Origin of the sequence: Alistipes senegalensis JC50, from assembly GCF_025145645.1 — a bacterium.
GTDB lineage: Bacteria > Bacteroidota > Bacteroidia > Bacteroidales > Rikenellaceae > Alistipes > Alistipes senegalensis.
In genome coordinates, this window is record NZ_CP102252.1 from 3,246,658 (window position 1) to 3,265,241 (window position 18,584).

At 64.2% G+C, this 18,584-nt stretch carries 10 protein-coding genes; 6 read left to right on the forward strand and 4 right to left on the reverse strand.

What is annotated here, in order from left to right; genetic code table 11:
• Together NQ519_RS12975 and hepC are read right to left on the reverse strand one after the other, a co-directional pair.
• Window positions 1-2,004 carry a heparinase II/III family protein gene (locus NQ519_RS12975; protein ID WP_019150731.1) on the reverse strand — a complete coding sequence of 668 codons (2,004 nt, stop codon included), beginning with the start codon at window positions 2,002-2,004 and terminating at the stop codon, window positions 1-3.
• 5 nt (window positions 2,005-2,009) lie between these two features.
• Window positions 2,010-3,947, reverse strand: a complete 1,938-nt coding sequence (gene hepC / locus NQ519_RS12980) for a heparin-sulfate lyase HepC (RefSeq protein WP_019150730.1) — start codon at window positions 3,945-3,947, stop codon at window positions 2,010-2,012.
• A gap of 277 nt (window positions 3,948-4,224) precedes the next feature.
• Between hepC and NQ519_RS12985 the strand changes: the two genes are divergently transcribed.
• The 6 genes from NQ519_RS12985 (at window position 4,225) to NQ519_RS13010 (ending at window position 16,629) form a co-directional block, all read left to right on the forward strand.
• A complete protein-coding gene (locus NQ519_RS12985) occupies window positions 4,225-5,628 on the forward strand; it encodes a sulfatase family protein (protein WP_019150728.1) in 1,404 nt (467 codons plus the stop codon).
• 21 nt (window positions 5,629-5,649) lie between these two features.
• The gene (locus NQ519_RS12990) at window positions 5,650-7,320 is read left to right on the forward strand and encodes a sulfatase family protein (protein WP_019150727.1); all 1,671 of its coding nucleotides are present in this window, start codon (window positions 5,650-5,652) and stop codon (window positions 7,318-7,320) included.
• Window positions 7,321-7,344: 24 nt separating this feature from the next.
• The gene (locus tag NQ519_RS12995; RefSeq protein WP_019150726.1) at window positions 7,345-8,988 is read left to right on the forward strand and encodes a hypothetical protein; all 1,644 of its coding nucleotides are present in this window, start codon (window positions 7,345-7,347) and stop codon (window positions 8,986-8,988) included.
• Between the two features lie 2 nt (window positions 8,989-8,990).
• On the forward strand, window positions 8,991-9,929 hold the full coding sequence (locus tag NQ519_RS13000; protein ID WP_026076517.1) for an ROK family protein: 939 nt from the start codon (window positions 8,991-8,993) through the stop codon (window positions 9,927-9,929).
• On the forward strand, window positions 9,926-12,463 hold the full coding sequence (locus tag NQ519_RS13005) for a DUF4962 domain-containing protein (RefSeq protein WP_019150724.1): 2,538 nt from the start codon (window positions 9,926-9,928) through the stop codon (window positions 12,461-12,463). Before NQ519_RS13000 ends, NQ519_RS13005 begins: the two co-directional genes overlap by 4 nt.
• Window positions 12,464-12,591: 128 nt before the next feature.
• Window positions 12,592-16,629 (forward strand): hybrid sensor histidine kinase/response regulator transcription factor, encoded by a 4,038-nt coding sequence (locus NQ519_RS13010; RefSeq protein WP_019150723.1) that lies wholly within the window; start codon window positions 12,592-12,594, stop codon window positions 16,627-16,629.
• 90 nt (window positions 16,630-16,719) lie between these two features.
• Here NQ519_RS13010 and NQ519_RS13015 read toward each other — a convergent pair whose 3' ends face one another.
• Both NQ519_RS13015 and yihA read right to left on the reverse strand, forming a co-directional pair.
• Window positions 16,720-17,661 (reverse strand): ribose-phosphate diphosphokinase, encoded by a 942-nt coding sequence (locus NQ519_RS13015; protein ID WP_019150722.1) that lies wholly within the window; start codon window positions 17,659-17,661, stop codon window positions 16,720-16,722.
• Window positions 17,662-17,823: 162 nt separating this feature from the next.
• Window positions 17,824-18,420 carry a ribosome biogenesis GTP-binding protein YihA/YsxC gene (gene yihA, locus NQ519_RS13020; protein ID WP_019150721.1) on the reverse strand — a complete coding sequence of 199 codons (597 nt, stop codon included), beginning with the start codon at window positions 18,418-18,420 and terminating at the stop codon, window positions 17,824-17,826.
• Between the last annotated feature and the right edge of the window lie 164 nt (window positions 18,421-18,584).

The window sequence follows — 18,584 nt, forward strand, 5'->3', positions numbered from 1 at the left end:
TTAGCGGAGTTCATATCCCAGTTCGTAGGTTTTGGCGCCCACGCGCACCGCGAAGCGGAGCGTGTCGCCCACGGGGGCCTTTTCCGGAACGATGGCGATCGAGCCTTGGAACGGCGCTTCGTCCGGGGCGATGACGGTGACGAAGAGCATCTCCCCGCCGGCGTCCTTCTGCGCCTCGACGGCGTAGGCCGGACGCTCCTCCTTCTTGCGGTAGGCGGTCGAAACCCATCCCTCCTCCTCGCGGATCTGCACGGGAACGGTCGCCGAGGTCTTGATGCGGATGTTGTTGCTGTCGGCGAAGAGCGTGCGCACGGTGCCGTCCCTGGCGTATTCGATCCGGCCCGGACAGAGGTTGAAATGCACTCCGACCTTTCCGGCGGCCGTGCCCGACACCTGGTCGGTGATCACCAGCAGCCCCTCTGCGGTGAAGAACATCGCCCGGCGGTGGGTGAGACCCTCGTAGGAGGGGTTCTCGGTTACCAGCGTCGTCAGCTCGGGCGTCGCCTTCCACAGCAGGAGTTTCGAATCGGTCTTTTCGAGGTCGCGGTCGTCGAGCGTCACGGTGTTGTGCACGCGGGTCTGGCGGAACCAGTTGCGCTGGGCCAGCACGGCGCTGTCGCCGCCGTAGACGTAGCTGCCCGAGTCGGGGAAGAAGTTGCGGCCCCGGCGCCAGTAGTCGAACGTGCCGTTGTCGGGCTGGTTGTGCCAGAACGCCGGGGGACCTGCTTTCACGACCGTGACTGCGGCATCCTTGTCCCATCCCGTGCGCAGGACGTAGAATCCCGATGCCGGGAACTGCTGCGAGGTGTAGTCGGGGAGTGCGCCCTTGCGGCCCTCCGTGGCGAACCATTGCAGCTGTTTGTCGTCGGGGAAGACCTTGCTCCAGCTGCGGAACTGCCGCTGGAGGGAGCTCTTGTCGTGGCTCTTGGTGTCGCCGAACATCGGGTTGGAGTAGTCGGGGAAGAGCAGGTTCCACGTCACGACGGTCATCTTCCCGACGGTCTCGACGTAGCTTGCCGGAAATTCGCTCTCGTATCCGTTGGCCGAGGCCATGCCGAGGACTTTGAGGAAGATGTCGATGGCGGCGATGTGGTAGCCGAAATCCAGCTCGAACTGCATGCCGTCGGGGTAGACCTGCACGCCGATCTCGCGGTTGAGGATCTCGATGCCGCTGCGGCGCCACTCCGCGGCTTCGCGGAACTCCGGGAAGTAGATGCCCGCAAACAGCATCCGCTGGGCCTCGAACAGCAGGTGGTTGCCCTGCTTGGAGTAGTTGTGCAGGATGTGGTCGGCGTGCTGGCGGTAGGTGCGCAGGAAGAGGTTGAGGAACTGGGGCGTGAAGCGCGGCGAACGGATCGTCAGCGCGAATTCCGTCAGCAGGTCCTGCAAACGGCGTCCGGCCTCCATCGGACGCCATGCGAAGCGGATGTTCTCCTTTTCGGCGGCGATCTCGGCCTCCGATGCCCCTGCGGCTTTCAGCCGTTCGACGCCGTCCAGCGGGTTTTTCTTCACCCAGTCGGCGTACTGCTCCATCCATGCGTCGATGTATCGGGCATCCTGGGTGACGTAGTAGCATTTGGCCAGCGGGATGAACCAGTAGTGGCGGTGCAGCTGCCAGCGCAGCTCGTTGTCCTTCACGGGCCAGTAGCGCCAGTCGATGTCGTCGCCGTAGAAATAGGAGGGCTGATAGCCCTTGTGGGCGTAGAATTTGTGTTCCAGCGCCTCGTCGGCCTGCTTCTGCTCCAGCTTGCTGACCTTGACGTTTTCGAGGTCGAGGCCGAAGAGTTCGACGGGTTTGCGCGTGCGGAAATATTTCAGCAGCTCCTTGTCCGCGGCGGCGACGTTGCCTTTTGCGACGGCTTTCTTCACCGCCTCCATGCCCGGACGGTCGAGGTCCAGCAGGTCGTAGAGCGACTTTTCGTCGCCGAGGGCCGGGGTCGTTTCGGCGGCCGATGCCGCGCCGAGCGCCAGCGCGGCGCAGAGGGTCATCAGGATTCGTTTCATGGCAGTTATTTTAGGTTGTATCTCTTTCCGTCGATTTTGACTTGCAGCCGGTCCCCGCGCCAGGCGGCTTCGACGCGCTGCGCCGCGGCGTCCGCGGCCGGGAGCAGCACCGTCACCAGCCGCACGGGCTCTCCGGTGCGCTTCCGCACCGTGAAGGCGTAGGCCGGACGCTCCGAACGCTGGCGGTAGGTGCGCGACACCCATCCTTCGCGGCGCTCCATCCGCTCCGCGCCGAAGACCTTCAGCAGCAGGTCGTTGCCGTCGCCGAAGCGGGTCGCTGCGGAACACGCGGCGAAATCCTCCGCCGGATCGCACTCCACGAGGTTGTAGTGCAGGGCCACTTCGCCCTCGGCCGTTCCGAAGGCTTCGTCGGCGATGACGAAGAAGCGCCGGTCGATGAACCACACCGTGCGGCGGTGGGTGAGGCCCTCGTAGGAGGGGTTCTCGACCGTCACGATGTCCGTCGCGCCGTCCGTCTCCCAGCGCAGGCATTTCGAGTCGGTGCGTTCGAGGTTCCGGCCCTCGAGCGTCAGGGTGTTGTGAACCTGCGTCCGGCGGAACCAGTTGCGCTGGTCGGTCACCTCCTTGTCGCCCGCGTAGACGTAGCTTCCCGAGTCGGGGAAGAAGTTGCGGCCCCGGTGCCAGAGTTCGAACGTGCCGTTGTCGGGTTGGCAGTGCCAGAATCCCTGCGGCCCGGCTTTGAGAACCATCGCCGTGGCGTCCGCCTCCCAGCCGTTGCGCAGGACGTAGAATCCCGAGGTGCGCAGTGCCCGCGACAGATGCTCCGGGGCGGCTCCCTCGCGGCCCTCGGTCGCCATCCAGCGGATCGCGGCGTTGTCGGGGAAAACCTCGGCCCACGCGCGGTAACAGGGCATCAGCTCCTCTCTCTCCCGGAACCGGTTGTCGCTGAACAGCGGCGTGGTGTAGTCCGGGAACGAGCAGTCGATATAGGCGTCGATCATCCGCTCGACCGTGGCCAGATACTCCGCCGGGAAATCGCCCCGGTAGCCGTTGGCGTCCATCATTTGCAGCGCCTTGAAGAAGATGCCGATCGACTCGTGGTGGTAGTGGAGGTCCAGTTCGTACTGCATGCCGTCGTCGTAGACCTGTTCGCCGATCTCGCGGTTGAGTATCCCGACGCCCGTCTCGCGCCAGCGGTCCGCGTCGCGGAACTCGGGGAAGAACACCCCCGCGAAGACGAGCCGCTGGGCCTCGAACAGCAGGTGGTTGCCCTTGGCCGAGAAGTGGCGCGTGATATGCTCCGCATGGCGGTGGTAGTTTTCGAGAAAATGCAGGAGGAAATCGGCGTCGAACGCCTCGGCGGGCAGAAAATAGAGGAACTGGTGGATCTGGAACTCCAGCCGGTCGCTCACCTCGAGGGGCCGCCAGGCGAAATAGACGTTCTCGGCCTGCGTCCAGTTTCCGGCCTTGCGTTCGTCATACGCCGTGAGGGGGTTCTTGCGCATCCAGTCGAGGTATTCGGCGCACCACTCCGCGGCGTAGCGTTCGTTGCCCGAGAGGCGGTAGGCTTTGCCCATCGGCACCCACCATTTCATGCGGTGCAGCTGCCAGCGCAGTTCGTTGTCCTTCACGGGCCAGTACTCCCAGTCGATGTCGTCGCCGTAGAAAAAGGAGGGCTGGTAGCCCTTGTGGACGAAGAAACGGTGCTCCATCGCCTCGTCGGCCCAGCGTTGTTCTTCGGGGGTGATCGTGATGCCGGCGGGGTCCGCATCGGGGCAGACGACGCCCGTGCGGCGGCGGTAGTAGTCCAGCAGGGCTTCGGCGGCGGCCTTGTCGTCGCCCGCGGCGTGCAGTTCGGCGACGCGTTCCAGCCCGGGGCGCGTGAGGTCCAGCAGCGCGAAGACCGTGGTGTCGGCCTGCACCCGCATCAGCGAGGGCAGGAGGGCCAGCAGGAGGGCGATAAGCAGTTTTACAGGTTTCATGGTACGGCAAAGGTACGACAAAGCGCTGTTTCCTTTTATCAATAATGACCAATCCTTTCCCGAATTTCTGCAAAGGGGTTTCAGTTTTGTGCAGTCCGATGCCGGATTTGTCGAATGACGGCGCCCGAAGGGGCCTGCGGCGCGGTTTTAGGACAAATTTAAGGTCCGATTCTACAAAATCGAAAGCCTTTTGCACACGTTTCGCGTTTTTGGGGACAATCTCCGGGGCTTGCGCTGTCGGTTTGTGGTAATTTTGTATGACCGAAAAACTACGCCTATGACCTCTCTCAACCACGCTCCGCTGGCCGCATCGCTCGCCGCCCTGACCGTGGCCGCCGATGCCGCCGCCGCTTCGAAACCCGAATCCGCCTCCGGGAAGCGTCCCGGCATCATAGTCATCATGACCGACCAGCAGACCGCCGCCGCCATGTCGTGCGCCGGCAATCCGTGGGTCCGGACTCCGGCTATGGACGCGCTGGCCGCCGACGGCGTGCGCTTCACGCGCGCCTACTGCCCCTTTCCGCTGAGCGGTCCTTGCCGCGCTTCGCTCGTCACGGGCCGCATGCCCTTCGAGGTCGGGGCCTTCGACAACGCGATCCGTCCCAACGACGCCGACATGCGGGCCGGCATCGGCCACCGTCTCGCCGAAGCGGGTTACGAGTGCCTCTACGCCGGGAAATGGCATGTCCCCGAGGTCAACCTCCCCGATTCGGGCACGGGATTCCGCCGCATCTCGAAGATGGACGACGCGGCGCTGGCCGACGCCTGCGACGCGGCGCTGAGGGAGTACGACGGCTCGAAGCCGCTCTTTCTGGTCGCTTCGCTGCTCAATCCCCACGAAATCTGCGAATACGGACGCAACGAAACGCTGCAATACGGCGAGCTGGCGCCCTTCTCCACCGACGAGTGCCCCAATCTCCCGGCCAATTTCATGCCCTCGACCTATGCGGCCGAAGCGCTGACGCTCGAACACGCCTCCTCGCCCCGCTACCATGACACCTACACCTACACGCAGGACGACTGGCGGCGCTATCTTTACGCCTATTACCGCCTCGTGGAGCGCGTCGATCGTGAGGTGGGGCGCATCGTCGGGGTGCTGAAAGCCCGCGGGCTCTACGACGACTCGGCGATCATCTTCCTCTCGGACCACGGCGACGGCGTCGCCGCCCACGGCTGGAACCAGAAATGGAACTTGCAGGAGGAGGTCGTCAACGTGCCGCTGATCGTCAAGGCCCCCGAAGGCGCCGGCCTGCGGGGCGTGCGCAACGACGAGGCACTGTCGAACGTCGGACTGGACCTTTACGCCACGGTCTGCGACTATGCGGGCGTCGCGCCCGATCCCGGACGCTACCGCGGACGGAGCCTGCGCCCCGTGGCCGAAGGCCGTCAGACGACGCTTCACGACGAAGTTTTCGTCGAGACGCTCCTCCCCGGCCCCGGCATGCGCGGCTGGTGCGTCGTCGGCCCGCGCTACAAATACGTCCTCTACCAGTGGGGCCGCAACCGCGAGGCGCTGTACGATTTGCAGGACGATCCCGGCGAGATGCTCAACCTGGCCGTCGATCGCCGTTACGAAGCCGAGCTGAACCGTCTGCGCCGGGCGATGTACGACTGGGGCGTGCGCATCGGCGATCCGAAGCTCGTGCGCAACCTGCGGCCCTGGGCCGAACCCCGGAACTGAAACCGAAAACCGACCCGATATATGAAAAACCTCGATTCCGTGCGGTGCGGTGTGCGTTACGCCGCCGTGCCGCTGACGCTGGCAGCCCTCGCGGGGTGCAGCGAGGGGCGCACCAGACGCCCCAACATCATCGTCATGATGACCGACGACCACACCACGCAGGCCATGAGCTGTTACGGCAGTCTGCTGGTCGAAACCCCCAACCTCGACCGCCTCGCGCGCGAAGGCATGCTCTTCGAGAACTGCTACGTCTCCAACGCCATCTCGGGACCCTCGCGGGCCTGCATCCTCACGGGCAAGTACAGCCACGTGAACGGATTCACGGACAATTCGCGCACCTTCGACGGCGACCAGCAGACCTTCCCGAAACTCCTGCACGACGCCGGCTACCAGACGGCGATGATCGGCAAGTGGCACCTCAATTCCGACCCGCAGGGATTCGATTTCTGGAGCATCCTCGTGGGGCAGGGCGAGTATTATTCGCCGCTGTTCGTCGAAAACGGCGAGGAGCGGACCGAACCGGGCTACGTGACGGACATCATCACCGACAAGGCCATCGGATTCCTCGAACGGCGCGACAAGTCGCGGCCCTTCGCCATGCTCTACTACCACAAGGCACCGCACCGCAACTGGATGCCCGCGCAGCGTCATCTGGGCATCAACGACGATAGGGTCTTCCCCGAGCCTTTCAACCTGCTGGACGACTATTCGGGGCGCGGCAGCGCCGCCCGCGGGCAGGCGATGGAGATCGGCCGCGACATGTGGCCCGAGTGGGACCTCAAGCTGATGACCCCCGAGCAGCTGGCGCAGTCCTACGAATTGGAATCCTCGGGCGACGCCAACAAGGACGACGTGTCGCGCGCCAACGACTGGCGCAGCAGCGTCATGCAGTATCAGGCGGCTTACAACCGCATGACCCCCGAAGAGCGGGCCAACTGGGACCGGGCCTATGCCCCGCGCATCGCCGAGTACGAACGCATGAAGGGCCGCGTGTCGCAGGAGGAGCTGACGCGCTGGAAATACCAGCAGTACATGAAGGACTACTGCGCCGTCATCAAGGGCGTCGATGAGAACGTCGGGCGCCTGCTGGATTATCTGGAAGAGATCGGCGAACTGGACAACACGATCATCGTCTACACCTCCGACCAGGGCTTTTTCCTGGGCGAGCACGGGTGGTTCGACAAGCGTTTCATGTACGAGGAGTGCCAGCGCACGCCGCTGCTGGTGCGCTATCCGAAAGCCGTTGCGGCGGGCGTCCGCACCCGGGCGCTGGCCATGAACATCGACCTGGCCCCGACGTTCGCGGACATGGCCGGGCTGGAGGTCCCCGCCGACATGCAGGGCCGTTCGCTGAAGGAGGTGCTCACCTCGGGCGGCAAGACCCCCGAAGCGTGGCGCACGGGCGTCTACTACCACTATTACGAATACCCTTCGTGGCACTCCGTGAAGCGCCACTACGGCGTCCGGACCGACGATTACAAGCTCATCCATTTCTACAACGACGTGGACGAGTGGGAGTTGTACGACCTGAAAAAGGACCCGCACGAGATGTGCAACGTCTACAACGATCCCGAATACGCCGCGGTGCGCAGCGACATGCACGCGCGTTTGGAAAAGCTCCAGCAGGAGTGCGGCGACACGGACCCCTGCGAACGGGAGTACGAATTTTTCCGCGGCGCGGACCGACTCTGAAAACAACTTAAAACGCATCATACGATGGATAGAAGAGACTTTCTGAAGGCTTCGGGATGGACCCTGCTCGGCCTGGCGGCCGCGGGAACGCTCCCCGGATGCGCCAGATCGGGCGGCAGGGATTCGCTGCCCGGCAACCTGAAAAAGGGATTTCCCTCGCTCAAGGACCTGAAGGTGTTCTGGGGCGACGTGCACAACCACTGCAACGTGACCTACGGCCACGGCGACCTTGCGGACGCTCTGGCCGCCGCGCGGCAGCAGCTGGATTTCGTTTCGGTGACGCCCCACGCCCTGTGGCCCGACATCCCGGGCGAGAACGACCCGCGGCTGAACTGGGTCATCGGCTACCACACCGAGGCTTTCAAGCGTCTGCGCGCCGGAGGCTACGACAAATACCTCGCGGCCGTCGAGGCGGCCAACCGTCCCGGGGAGTTCCTGACCTTCCCCTCCTACGAGTGCCACAGCATGGAGCACGGCGACCACGTGGCGTTGTTCCGCGACTTCGACGCCCCGCTGGTCGAGTGCACCTCGGTTCCCGACCTCAAGGAGAAACTCAAGGATTACGATTGCTATGTCACGCCTCACCACATGGGCTACATCACCGGATTCCGCGGTTACAACTGGGCGGCTTTCCGCGAGGACCGGCAGACGCCGTTCGTCGAGATGTTCTCGCGCCACGGGCTCGCCGAGAGCGACACGGGCGACTACGACTATCTGCACGACATGGGTCCGCGCATCTGGGAGGGTTCGATCCAGTACGGTCTGGAGCAGGGCCACAAGTTCGGTCTGATGTGCTCCACCGACCAGCATGCCGGCTATCCGGGCAGCTACGGCGACGGCCGCATCGGCGTCTACGCTCCGGCGCTGGACCGCGACGCCATCTGGGAGAACATGGGCAAACGCCACGTCTGCGGCGTCACGGGCGACAAGATCAAGATCGATTTCCGCATCAACGGCGGCGCCTCGGGCGACGTGATCCGGGCCGGACGGCGCGAGATATACCTCAATGTCGAGGGGCAGAATGCCATCGACTACGTGGACCTCATCAAGAACGGGCAGTGCATCGCGCGGCTGAACGGTCCGCACCGCGCCGCCGCTCCCGGCGACGGGACGATCCGCACGAAGATCAAGGTCAACTTCGGCTGGAACCGCGAGGAGGAGTACGTGCATTGGCAGGGCGAACTGCGGCTGACCGACGGCACGATAGACGACATGCAGACCTGCTTCCGCGGCGCGGCCTTCACCTCGCCGCAGCCCGGCGAGACGGAGTTCCACACGCGCGTCAACCGTGTCGTGGAGCGCGACGGGCGGCACGTGGCGCTCGACATGTATTCGTCGAAGAACCCCAACGTGATGACCCCCGCCATGCAGGGCGTCATCCTCGATGTGACGGCTCCCCGCACGGCGAAGCTCGTCGCCGAGTTCAACGGACACCGCTACGAACACACGATCGCCGAACTGCTGGAGGGCGCCCGTGCGCATTTCCTGCGCGGATGGCTCTCGGAGGCCGTGCAGTTCGAGCGCGCGCAGCCCGAGGCGGCTTTCTGCGTCGGACACCGCATGGTCGATGACAAGGCCCAGCGCGATACCGATTATTATTACGTGCGCGTGCGCCAGCGCGACGGCCAGTGGGGCTGGAGTTCGCCGATCTGGGTGGAAAGGGCCTGACGATGGTACGCCATGCGATCGGAATAGACCTCGGCGGCACTTCGGTGAAGTACGCCGTGGTCGCCTCCTCCGGGGAGGTGCTTTTCAACGGTCAGCTCCCTGCCCTGGCGCAGGAGAGCGCCGAAGCGGTGCTGGGACAGATTCTGAAAGGCGTCGAAGCCTGCCGGGAATATGCCGCGGGCGGGAGCCTGACGCTGGCCGGGGTCGGCATCGGCACGCCGGGAGTCGTCTCGGCCGACGGCCGCACGGTGCTGGGCGGTGCGGAGAACATCGCGGGGTGGGAGAACGTCCCCCTCGCCGACCGTATCGAGCAGGCCGCGGGGCTGAAAACCCTCGCCGGCAACGACGCCAACATGATGGCGCTGGGCGAAACGCTGTTCGGGGCCGCGAAGGGGGCTTCGGACGTGGTGTTCGTCACCGTCGGGACCGGCATCGGCTGCGGCGTGCTGATCGGCGGCCGTCTTTTCCGTGGCTACCGCAACCGCGGGATGGAGATGGGCCACATCACCGTCAAATGCGACGGCGAGGCGTGCGCCTGCGGCGGGCGGGGATGCCTGGAGCATTACGCCTCGACCTCGGCGCTCGTGCGGAGGTTCTGCGAACTGAGCGGCGCCGGGGCTGACGGAGCCGACGGCAGGGAGGTGGTGCGCCTCTACAAGGAAGGGAACCCGGCCGCCGTGCAGGCTATGGAGGAGCATTGGAACTACCTCGCGCACGGCATCGCCTCGATGATAAACCTCTTCGCCCCGCAGCGCGTGGTCGTCGGGGGCGGCATCTCCGAAGCCGGGGATTTCTACCTTGCGAAGCTCCGCGAAGGGGTCCGGCGGCAGATGATGTCGGTCTGCGGCGAAGACACCGAACTCGTGGCGGCCCGGCTGGGCAACCGTGCCGGGTGCATGGGCGCCGCGGGACTGGTGCTGGATAAAATGCAGGGACGATGAAAAGAATCCTGCTTCTGGCCGCGCTTTTCGCGGCCCTCGGCGCCGAGGCGCAGCTTCCGGCCGAAATCCGGCTCGACAAACGCTCGCTGCGGCCCCGCTACCGCGAATGGGCCCGGCCGTCGGGCGGCGTCGCGGTGACGCAGAATCCGCCCGCGCTGCTCTGGCCCGCCGCGGGCGACTCGAAGCGCTCTCTCTACCGCGTGCGGCTGTCGCAGGACAGCACCTTCGCCGGAGTTACGCCCTCGGAACCGTTCGAATGGGCGGCTTATGCCTGCCACGAGCCGCTGGCCGAAGGACGCTGGTACTGGCAATGGTCCGTTTCGGAGCCCGGCGCCCCGGAACGCTGGTCGGAGGTCAACGCCTTCACGGTCGATGCTTCGTGCCGGCGGTTCGCCACCCCGACGGGTGCCGAACTGGCGCGCCGGGTCGCCGCCATGCCGCACCACAGGCTCTATGTCCCGCGTGACGGGGCCGACGCTTTCCGCACGCGGGCGCAGCGGAATCCCGAAGCCCGGGAGTTGGTCCGCAAGGCCCGCAGGAACCTGAATATGGACCTCGTGCCCGTCGCCCCGACACGTCCGCGCGACACGACGGGGATGACGCCATTTCAGAAAAAATCGCTCGTCAACTTCATGTACCACAAGTTCGGCGAGGTGGTCACGCAGCCCGTCGTGGACTTCTCGACGGCCTACCTGATCACGGGCGAGGAGCCGTTCCGCGACGCCGCGGTGCGCCACGCCCTGCATGCCGCGTCGCTGCCCGTTGACAGCGACGCCACATCGGAGGATTTCAACCGCTCGGCCATCATGTACGGGCTCGCGGTGGGCTACGATACGGCCTGCGACCGCATGACCCCGGAGGAGCGGACCGCGGTGCTCGAAGCCATCCGCGTCCGGGGCGAACACTTCTACCGCCACTACGTCAAGGATTTCGAGACCCATTCGATGGACAACCACGTCTGGCAGCACACCTTCCGCAACTTCTTCTTCTCGGCCATCGCCACGCTGGGCGACCTTCCCGAGGCCGAAAAGTGGTTCCGCTACTGCTACGAGGTGTGGTGCGCGCGCTTCCCGATCCTGGGCGGCGACGACGGCGGCTGGCACGACGGCAGCAGCTACATGCAGGCCAATCTCGTGACGTTCATTTACGTGCCGTTCGTCCTCTCGCGCCTGACGGGCACGGATTTCTTCGACCTGCCGTGGTTCCGCAACCTGCCGTCGTTCCTCGTCTACTCCTTCCCGAAAGGCTCCTACGCTACGGGCTTCGGCGACGACTACGAGAAGATGACCTCTCCGTCGCAGCTCTACATGGGTTTCGCCGACGCGCTGGCCCGCGAACTCCGGAGTCCCGAGGCGCGGTGGTATGCCGACCAACTGATCGGCAGCGACCCGAAGAACCTCTACCGCTCGAAGGGCTTCACGCTCTACCGCATCCTGACCGACAAGCCGATCGACAACGTGAGCCCGCAGGCCCCCGGGCGCAACACCTCGCGCTTCTATCCCGACGCGGGCTTTTCGCTGATGCATACCGATCCGGCCGATGCGTCGGACGACCTGATGGCGGCCTTCTTCGCCCTGCCGTTCGGCTCGACGGGACACGCCCACGCCGCGCACAACGGCTTCACGATCAACTACGGCGGCCGCCAGCTGTTCGGCGGCACGGGCTACTATTCGAATTTCAACGACAAGCATACGTTGATGCACTACCGTTCGCGGGGCCACAATACGATCCTCGCCGACGGACTGGCGCAGGTCATCGGCGAGAACGGCTACGGCTGGCTGGCGCGCTTCGCCGACAACGAGGCGCTGACCTACACGCTGGGCGACGCCTCGCACGCCTACGACTCGATCCGCACGCCGTTCTGGATCGACCGCATGGAGAAATCGGAGGTGGCCTGCACGCCCGAAAACGGCATCGGCGATCCGGGCGTCACGCGCTTCCGCCGTCATTTCCTCTTCCTGAAACCCGACGTGATCGTCGTTTACGACGAGCTGGAGGCCCGCGAACCCGTCGCGTGGACGTGGCTGCTGCACAGCCACAACCGCATGGCGCAGGCCGGAGAGAACGCCGTCGCGGCCTCCAACGGGGCGGCCGAGGGGCGGATGGAGCTCTTCACCTCGGGAGAACTGACGCTGAACCTGACGGACCGCTTCTTCTCCCCGGCGATCAACTGGAAGAAGCGCACGGGACCCGACGGCCGGGTGCAGGAGTATGTGAATCATTGGCATGCGGAGTTCACGACCGCGGCGAAAAGCCGTGCGCAGCGTTTCCTGGCCGTCTTCCGCATCACCCCCGAGGGGCGCAAGCCGCTGACGCTGAAAGGCGGTGCGAAGGGGCGCGTGACGGTCGGCGGATGGAGCGTCTCGGCGGAGCTCGACGCCTCGAAACCCGCGTCGCTCTCCGTCACGGACCGCCGCGGCAACGCCGTGCTCTACAACACTCCGGTGTCGGAAACCGCGGGCAGCACCGTTGTCCGTCGCCGGGGCGAGCCCGCCCGCGAACTGGTCGATGTCGTGCCGGCTTCGGTGCGCTGACGCCGCATCCGAACCTGCCGCCGGACGTTTCTCACGCCCGGCGGCGGCGTTTCCGGGACCGAAAATCGGCCCGGAGGTTCGGATTTTCCGAAAAAAAACGTATATTTAGCCTCCCAAGCCTCTACGATATGCTGAAACTCAAACCTACGCTTCTCCTGTTCGCACTTCTTTCCGTTTTTTCCGGCAGGGCCTTCGCCGCGGCCATCGAATTCCGCACGCTGTCGGTCAACGAAGGATTGTCGCAGAGCACCGTGCTGGCCATTGCGCAGGACGGGATGGGGCGTATCTGGATGGGCACGCAGGACGGGCTGAACTGCTACGACGGTTATTCGTTCTCGGTGTTCCGCTGCGTGGAGGGCGATCCGCAGAGCCTGGGCGACAACTCCGTCAACGCGCTCTACGCCGACGGGGGCCTGCTCTGGATCGGCACGGCGTCGGGACTGTCGTGTTACGACGCGGCGGCGCAGCGGTTCGAGAATTTCCGCCTCGAAGGGCGCAACATGCAGGTCGCCGACATCGCCGCCACGGCCGATGGCGATCTGATTCTCGCCACCGATCTCGGCATCGTGCTCTTCGACCGCGAGAGCCGCGAGCTCGAAATCCGGACCTACCTCGCGGGCATCAGCGTACACGCCGTCTGTCCCTCGCGCGACGGATTCCTCGTCGGGACCTCCAACGGCGTCTACACCTATTCCTCGACATACGGCAACGCCGTGCGCATCCTGCCGCAGATGGCCCGCTACGACATCGCCAGCATCGTCGCCGACGGCGACGGATACTGGGTCGCCACCCACGGCAACGGCCTCTACCGTCTCGACGGCGCGTTGCAGGTCACCGGACGCTATGACGCCGCATCGAATCCCGGGCTGGTTTCGGACTACATCCGGGTGCTGAAAACCGACTCCGGAGGGCGTCTCTGGATCGGGACCTTCGACGGGCTTTCGATCCGCGACCCGCAGAGCGGACGCTTCGAACGTCACGTCCATACCTCCGACCCGGGGTCGCTGAGCCACAATTCGATCCGTTCCATCTTCATCGACGCCCAGCGGGGCGTCTGGCTCGGGACCTACTACGGCGGCGTGAGCTACTATCACCCGCTGGCCCGGCGTTTCGGCATCCTGCGCCACGATCCGGTGCGCAATTCGTTGGGCGACAATACGGTGAGCTGTATCGTCGAGGACCCCTCGTCGGAGAGCCTCTGGATCGGCACCAACGACGACGGCGTGAACCTCTACGACCGCCGCACGGGGCGTTTCTCGGAGTTCAACACCGCCAATGGCGCCCTGCTGTCGAACAACGTCAAGTGCGTGCTTCCCGACGGCCGCGGGCGCGTGTGGATCGGCACCCATGCCGGGGGCCTGAGTTCGATGGACGTTGCGACGCGGCGCACGCGCCACTACCCGGTCAACGCTTCGATCCCGATCAACAACAGCTGCTATTCGCTGCTCGACGGCGGCGACGGCACGCTGTGGGTCGGCACGCTCAACGGCCTGCTGTCGTTCGACATCGCCGCGGGACGCTTCTCGCGCCACCTCTGCACCGATTACGAATCCAAACTGGGGTCGTTGCAGATCACGACGCTCTTCCGCGACTCGAAGGGCCGCGTGTGGATCGGCACCGGGGCGGGGCTGTACCTCTGGCAGCCCGACGTGAAGCAGGTCATGGCCTGCGAACTGACCCTTGCGAAGAACGGAATTTCCCCCCCCCTCCGGCAGGATGTTCCGGTCATGTGCGTCGCGGAGGATACGCACCGTAACATCTGGATAGGCACCCGGCAGGGGCTTTTCCGCTACAACGCCCCGGACAATTCGTTCACGCGCTTCACCGTGGCCGACGGGCTCCCCAACGATTTCGTCTACGGCATCCTCGAAGACGAGCTGGCGCGGCTGTGGATCTCGACCAACAACGGACTGGCCTGCTTCGACACGCAGAAGAACACCTTCCGCCGCTACTCGTTGTGCGACGGCATCGCCAACAACCAGTTCAACATCTACTCCTACTGCCGGAGCCGCGACGGCGTTTTCTGGTTCGGCGGCATCGGCGGCATCACCTGGTTCCGGCCCCACGATCTCGTGGACAACCCCTTTGCGCCCGCGCCGCAGATCACGGGCGTCGATGTGGCCGATTCGGACGGCGACCGCCGCGTGCGCATCGAACGCGATTCGGCCGGGTGCGTCGTCGCGGCGGCGTTCCCCTCGGTGCGCAACATCTTCACGGTGCGCTTCGTGGCAGTCAATCCGCTGGCCGGAGGCCGCAACACCTTCGCCTACAAGCTGGAGGGATTCAACACCCGCTGGTACGAAACGTCGCACCTCGAAGCCAACTACTCGAACCTCAAGCCCGGGCACTACCTCTTCAAGGTCCGCGCGGCGAACAACGACGGACGCTGGAACGACGAGCCCGCGACGGTCGAGATCCGCGTGCTGCCGATGTGGTGGCAGACCCTTGCGGCGAAGATTCTGTGGGTGCTGCTCGCGCTGGGATTCGTCGGGGGCGTCGTGGCGGCGCTGCTGGGACGTATCAAGATGAAGATGCAGCTGCGCGTGGAGCGGCTGGAAAAGGAGTCCATCGGCCAGCTCAGTCAGGAGAAGATACGCTTCTACATCAACCTTTCGCACGAACTGCGCACGCCGCTGACGCTGATACTCTCGCCCTTGCAGGAGATCCGCGAGCACGGCACGGCCGACAAATACGTCGCCTCGCGCCTGAACTACATCTACCGCAACAGCCTCAAACTGCTGCACATTATCAACCAGCTGCTGGACTACCGCAAGGCCGAGCTGGAGATGTTCAAGATGAAGGTCGCCGTGCAGGATGTCGATGCCATCGTCGCCGAGGTCTTCTCGATGTTCGAGGAGGTGGCCCAGAACCGCGACATGGACTATATCCTCAGCTCTGAGCTGAAAGGCGAGGCGCTGCCCGTCGATAGGATGTTCCTCGAAATGATGCTCACGAACCTGCTCTCCAACGCCTTCAAGTTCACGCCCGACGGCGGCATCGTCCGCGTCGCCCTGCAACGCGGCGAGGGGTGTTTCCGCCTCACGGTCCGCGACTCCGGCATCGGCATTCCGCAGGACCAGCAGGAGCGCATTTTCGAACGTTTCTACCAGGTCAACGAATCCCACGCCGGGTCGGGCATCGGGCTGTCGATCGTCCGCCGCATCGTCGAGCTGCACGAGGGTTCGATCTCGCTGCGGAGCGAGCCGGGGCGCTTCTCGGAGTTCACCATCACGCTGCCCGACGACATAGCGGCCTATCCGGCCGGGAAGCGCGCCGGGGAGCACGACGTGCGCGCCTCGATCATCCGCGACGCCGAGAAATTCCTGCCCGAGGAGTGGTCGGGCGAGAGCGGCGATTTCGCCCCCGACGAGGAGGCTTCGGAGGAGAAGCGCGGCACGATCCTCGTCGCCGAAGCCAACGCCGAGGTCGCGCGCTATATCGCCGACCATTTCAAGTCCCGTTACGGCGTGGAGACCTTTTCCGACGGCAACGAGGCCCTCGAAAGGCTCAAAATGCTGGAACCCGACATCATCATCGCCGACCGGGTGCTGCCGGGGCTCGACGGGCTGAAACTCTGTCAGGCGGTGAAGCAGAATATCCGCACGTGCCATATCCCGGTGGTGCTTCTCGCCGCGGAGGGCAGCGTCGAGGAGCAGATCACGGGCATCGAGGCCGGGGCCGACAGCTACCTGCCGATGCCGCTGTCGATCTCGCTGCTCGCTGCCAACGTCCAGAACCTGCTGAAAGCCCGCTACCGGATGCGCCACTACTATTCGGACGACGCGGAGATCGACCCCGACAAGATCACCTCCAACTCCATGGACGGGGAGTTCCTGAAGAAGGCCATCCGCATCGTCGAGGAGAACATGGACAACGAGGAGTTCTCGTCGAACGATTTCAGCAAGGCGCTCTGCATGAGCCGTTCGAACCTCCATCTGAAGATGAAGTCCATCACGGGCGAGTCGGCCACGAAGTTCATCCGCAAGATCCGCTTCAACTACGCCTGCAAACTGCTGCTGGACCGCAAATATTCGATTTCGGAGATCAGTTCGATGGTGGGCTTCAACTCCCCGTCGTACTTCGCCACGAGCTTCAAGAAGCACGTCGGGTGCCTGCCCACGGAGTATGTCCGCAGCCGTTCCAAGAGCGGCGAGAAAGCGGGGTAGCCCTTCTCCCGTGAACGGAAAATCCCCCGGAACCTGCCTTTCCGCAAGGTTCCGGGGGATTTTTATGGAGTGAGTCGGCCGCTTCTTCTCCTATTTGGAGAAGATCGACGAAATCTCCTTGTAGTTGTGCACGCGTTCGATAACGTCGGCGAAGAGGTCGGCGACCGACAGGACGGTGAATTTGTGCAGGTCCTTGTCGGGGTTGAGCGGAATGGTGTCCGTCACGATCACCTCTTGCAGGGCGCTGTCGTTGATGCGCTCGTAGGCCGGGCCCGAAAGCACCGGGTGGGTGATGGCGGCGCGGACGCTCTTCGCCCCGCGGGCCATGAGCATGTCGGCGGCCATGCAGATCGTGCCGGCGGTGTCGATCATGTCATCGACGATCAACACGTTGCGGCCTTCCACGTCGCCGATGGCGGTCATCTTGCCCACGACGTTGGCTTTCGCGCGCTCCTTGTGCGAAATGATGATCGGCGTCCCCAGCAGTTTGGAGTAGTTGTTGGCGCGTTTGGCGCCGCCCATGTCGGGAGCCGCGATCGAGAGGTCCTCGATGTTGAGGCTCTTGATGTAGGGTACGAAGATGCCGCTGGCGTAGAGGGCATCGACCGGAACGTCGAAAAATCCCTGGATCTGGTCGGCGTGCAGGTCCATCGTCATCACGCGGTCCACACCTGCGGCCATCAGCATGTTGGCCACCAGCTTGGCGCCGATCGGCACGCGGGGGCGGTCCTTGCGGTCCTGGCGTGCCCAGCCGAAGTAGGGCACCACGGCCACGACCTGATAGGCCGACGCGCGGCGTGCGGCGTCGATCATCATCAACAGCTCCATGAGGTTGTCCGAGGGCGGGAAGGTCGATTGGATGATGAAGACCGTGCAGCCGCGGATCGACTCGTTGTAGCAGGGCTGGAATTCGCCGTCGCTGAAACGCAGGACCTCCGACTGTCCGAGCGTCGTGCCGAAGCTCGCGGCGATTTTGGTGGCCAGGTATTCCGAACCGCGTCCGGTGAAGATTTTGATTTTGTGGATAGCCATAGGTTACGAGGATTTTTTTGACGCTGCAAATATAGGACAATAGGATTAAAAAATGCCTCCGCGCGGGCGCATTTTTTCAACAATCGGTTAAACATTTCCGGAACGGGGCGGTTTTCGCTCCCGCGGCCGGCCGTTTCGCCTCCGTTTCCGGGGCTTCGGGGGTCAGTTCTGACGCAGGCATTCGTCGATGAAGGCGAGGATCTCTTCGCGTCCGGTGCCTTTCTCCGACGAGGAGACGAACATCGGCGGCAGCTCCTCCCATTGTTCGGCGAGCGCCGTGCGGAACCGCTCCACGCTCTTCTGCTGCTGGGTCTTCGAGAGTTTGTCGGCCTTGGTGAAGATGATGGCGAACGGGATGCCGTTCTCGCCCAGCATCTCGATGAAGCGCAGGTCGATCTTCTGGGGTTCGAGCCGGATGTCCGCCAGCACGAACAGGAAGTGCATCTTCTCGCACTTGAGAACGTAGTCGGTGATGAGTTTCGAGAACTCTCCGCGCTGCGTCTTCGACGTGCGGGCGTAGCCGTAGCCGGGCAGATCGACGAGATACCAGGCGTCGTTGATGCGGAAATGGTTCACCAGACGGGTTTTGCCGGGCGTTCCCGACACCTTGGCCAGCCCTCCGCGGGCGGTGAGCATGTTGATGAGCGACGACTTGCCGACGTTGCTGCGCCCGATGAAGGCGATGTCTTTCAGGCCGTCTTTCGGGACCTGCGATATGCGCTCCGAAGAGCATTTGAATTCGGCTTTGGTGATCTGCATCGTTCTGCGGTTTTTCGCAAGGACAGTTGTGCGAGCCGGGAGCAGAAGCGAATTCATTCGACTGTGCCGGGGCGCCGCCTGTCCGAGCGGTGGTTTATCCTTTGCAAAGATAGTGATAAAAACTGAGAGTTAGAGCGGATTGGAGCAAGAAGGTTGTAAACAAG

Bases quoted from the DNA above. Each gene is read 5' to 3' on its own strand.
- NQ519_RS12975 (WP_019150731.1), bottom strand. From the start codon at position 2,004: ATGAAACGAATCCTGATGACCCTCTGCGCCGCGCTGGCGCTCGGCGCG.
- NQ519_RS12990 (WP_019150727.1), top strand. From the start codon at position 5,650: ATGAAAAACCTCGATTCCGTGCGGTGCGGTGTGCGTTACGCCGCCGTG.
- hepC (WP_019150730.1), bottom strand. From the start codon at position 3,947: ATGAAACCTGTAAAACTGCTTATCGCCCTCCTGCTGGCCCTCCTGCCC.
- NQ519_RS13000 (WP_026076517.1), top strand. From the start codon at position 8,991: ATGGTACGCCATGCGATCGGAATAGACCTCGGCGGCACTTCGGTGAAG.
- NQ519_RS12985 (WP_019150728.1), top strand. From the start codon at position 4,225: ATGACCTCTCTCAACCACGCTCCGCTGGCCGCATCGCTCGCCGCCCTG.
- NQ519_RS13010 (WP_019150723.1), top strand. From the start codon at position 12,592: ATGCTGAAACTCAAACCTACGCTTCTCCTGTTCGCACTTCTTTCCGTT.
- NQ519_RS12995 (WP_019150726.1), top strand. From the start codon at position 7,345: ATGGATAGAAGAGACTTTCTGAAGGCTTCGGGATGGACCCTGCTCGGC.
- yihA (WP_019150721.1), bottom strand. From the start codon at position 18,420: ATGCAGATCACCAAAGCCGAATTCAAATGCTCTTCGGAGCGCATATCG.
- NQ519_RS13005 (WP_019150724.1), top strand. From the start codon at position 9,926: ATGAAAAGAATCCTGCTTCTGGCCGCGCTTTTCGCGGCCCTCGGCGCC.
- NQ519_RS13015 (WP_019150722.1), bottom strand. From the start codon at position 17,661: ATGGCTATCCACAAAATCAAAATCTTCACCGGACGCGGTTCGGAATAC.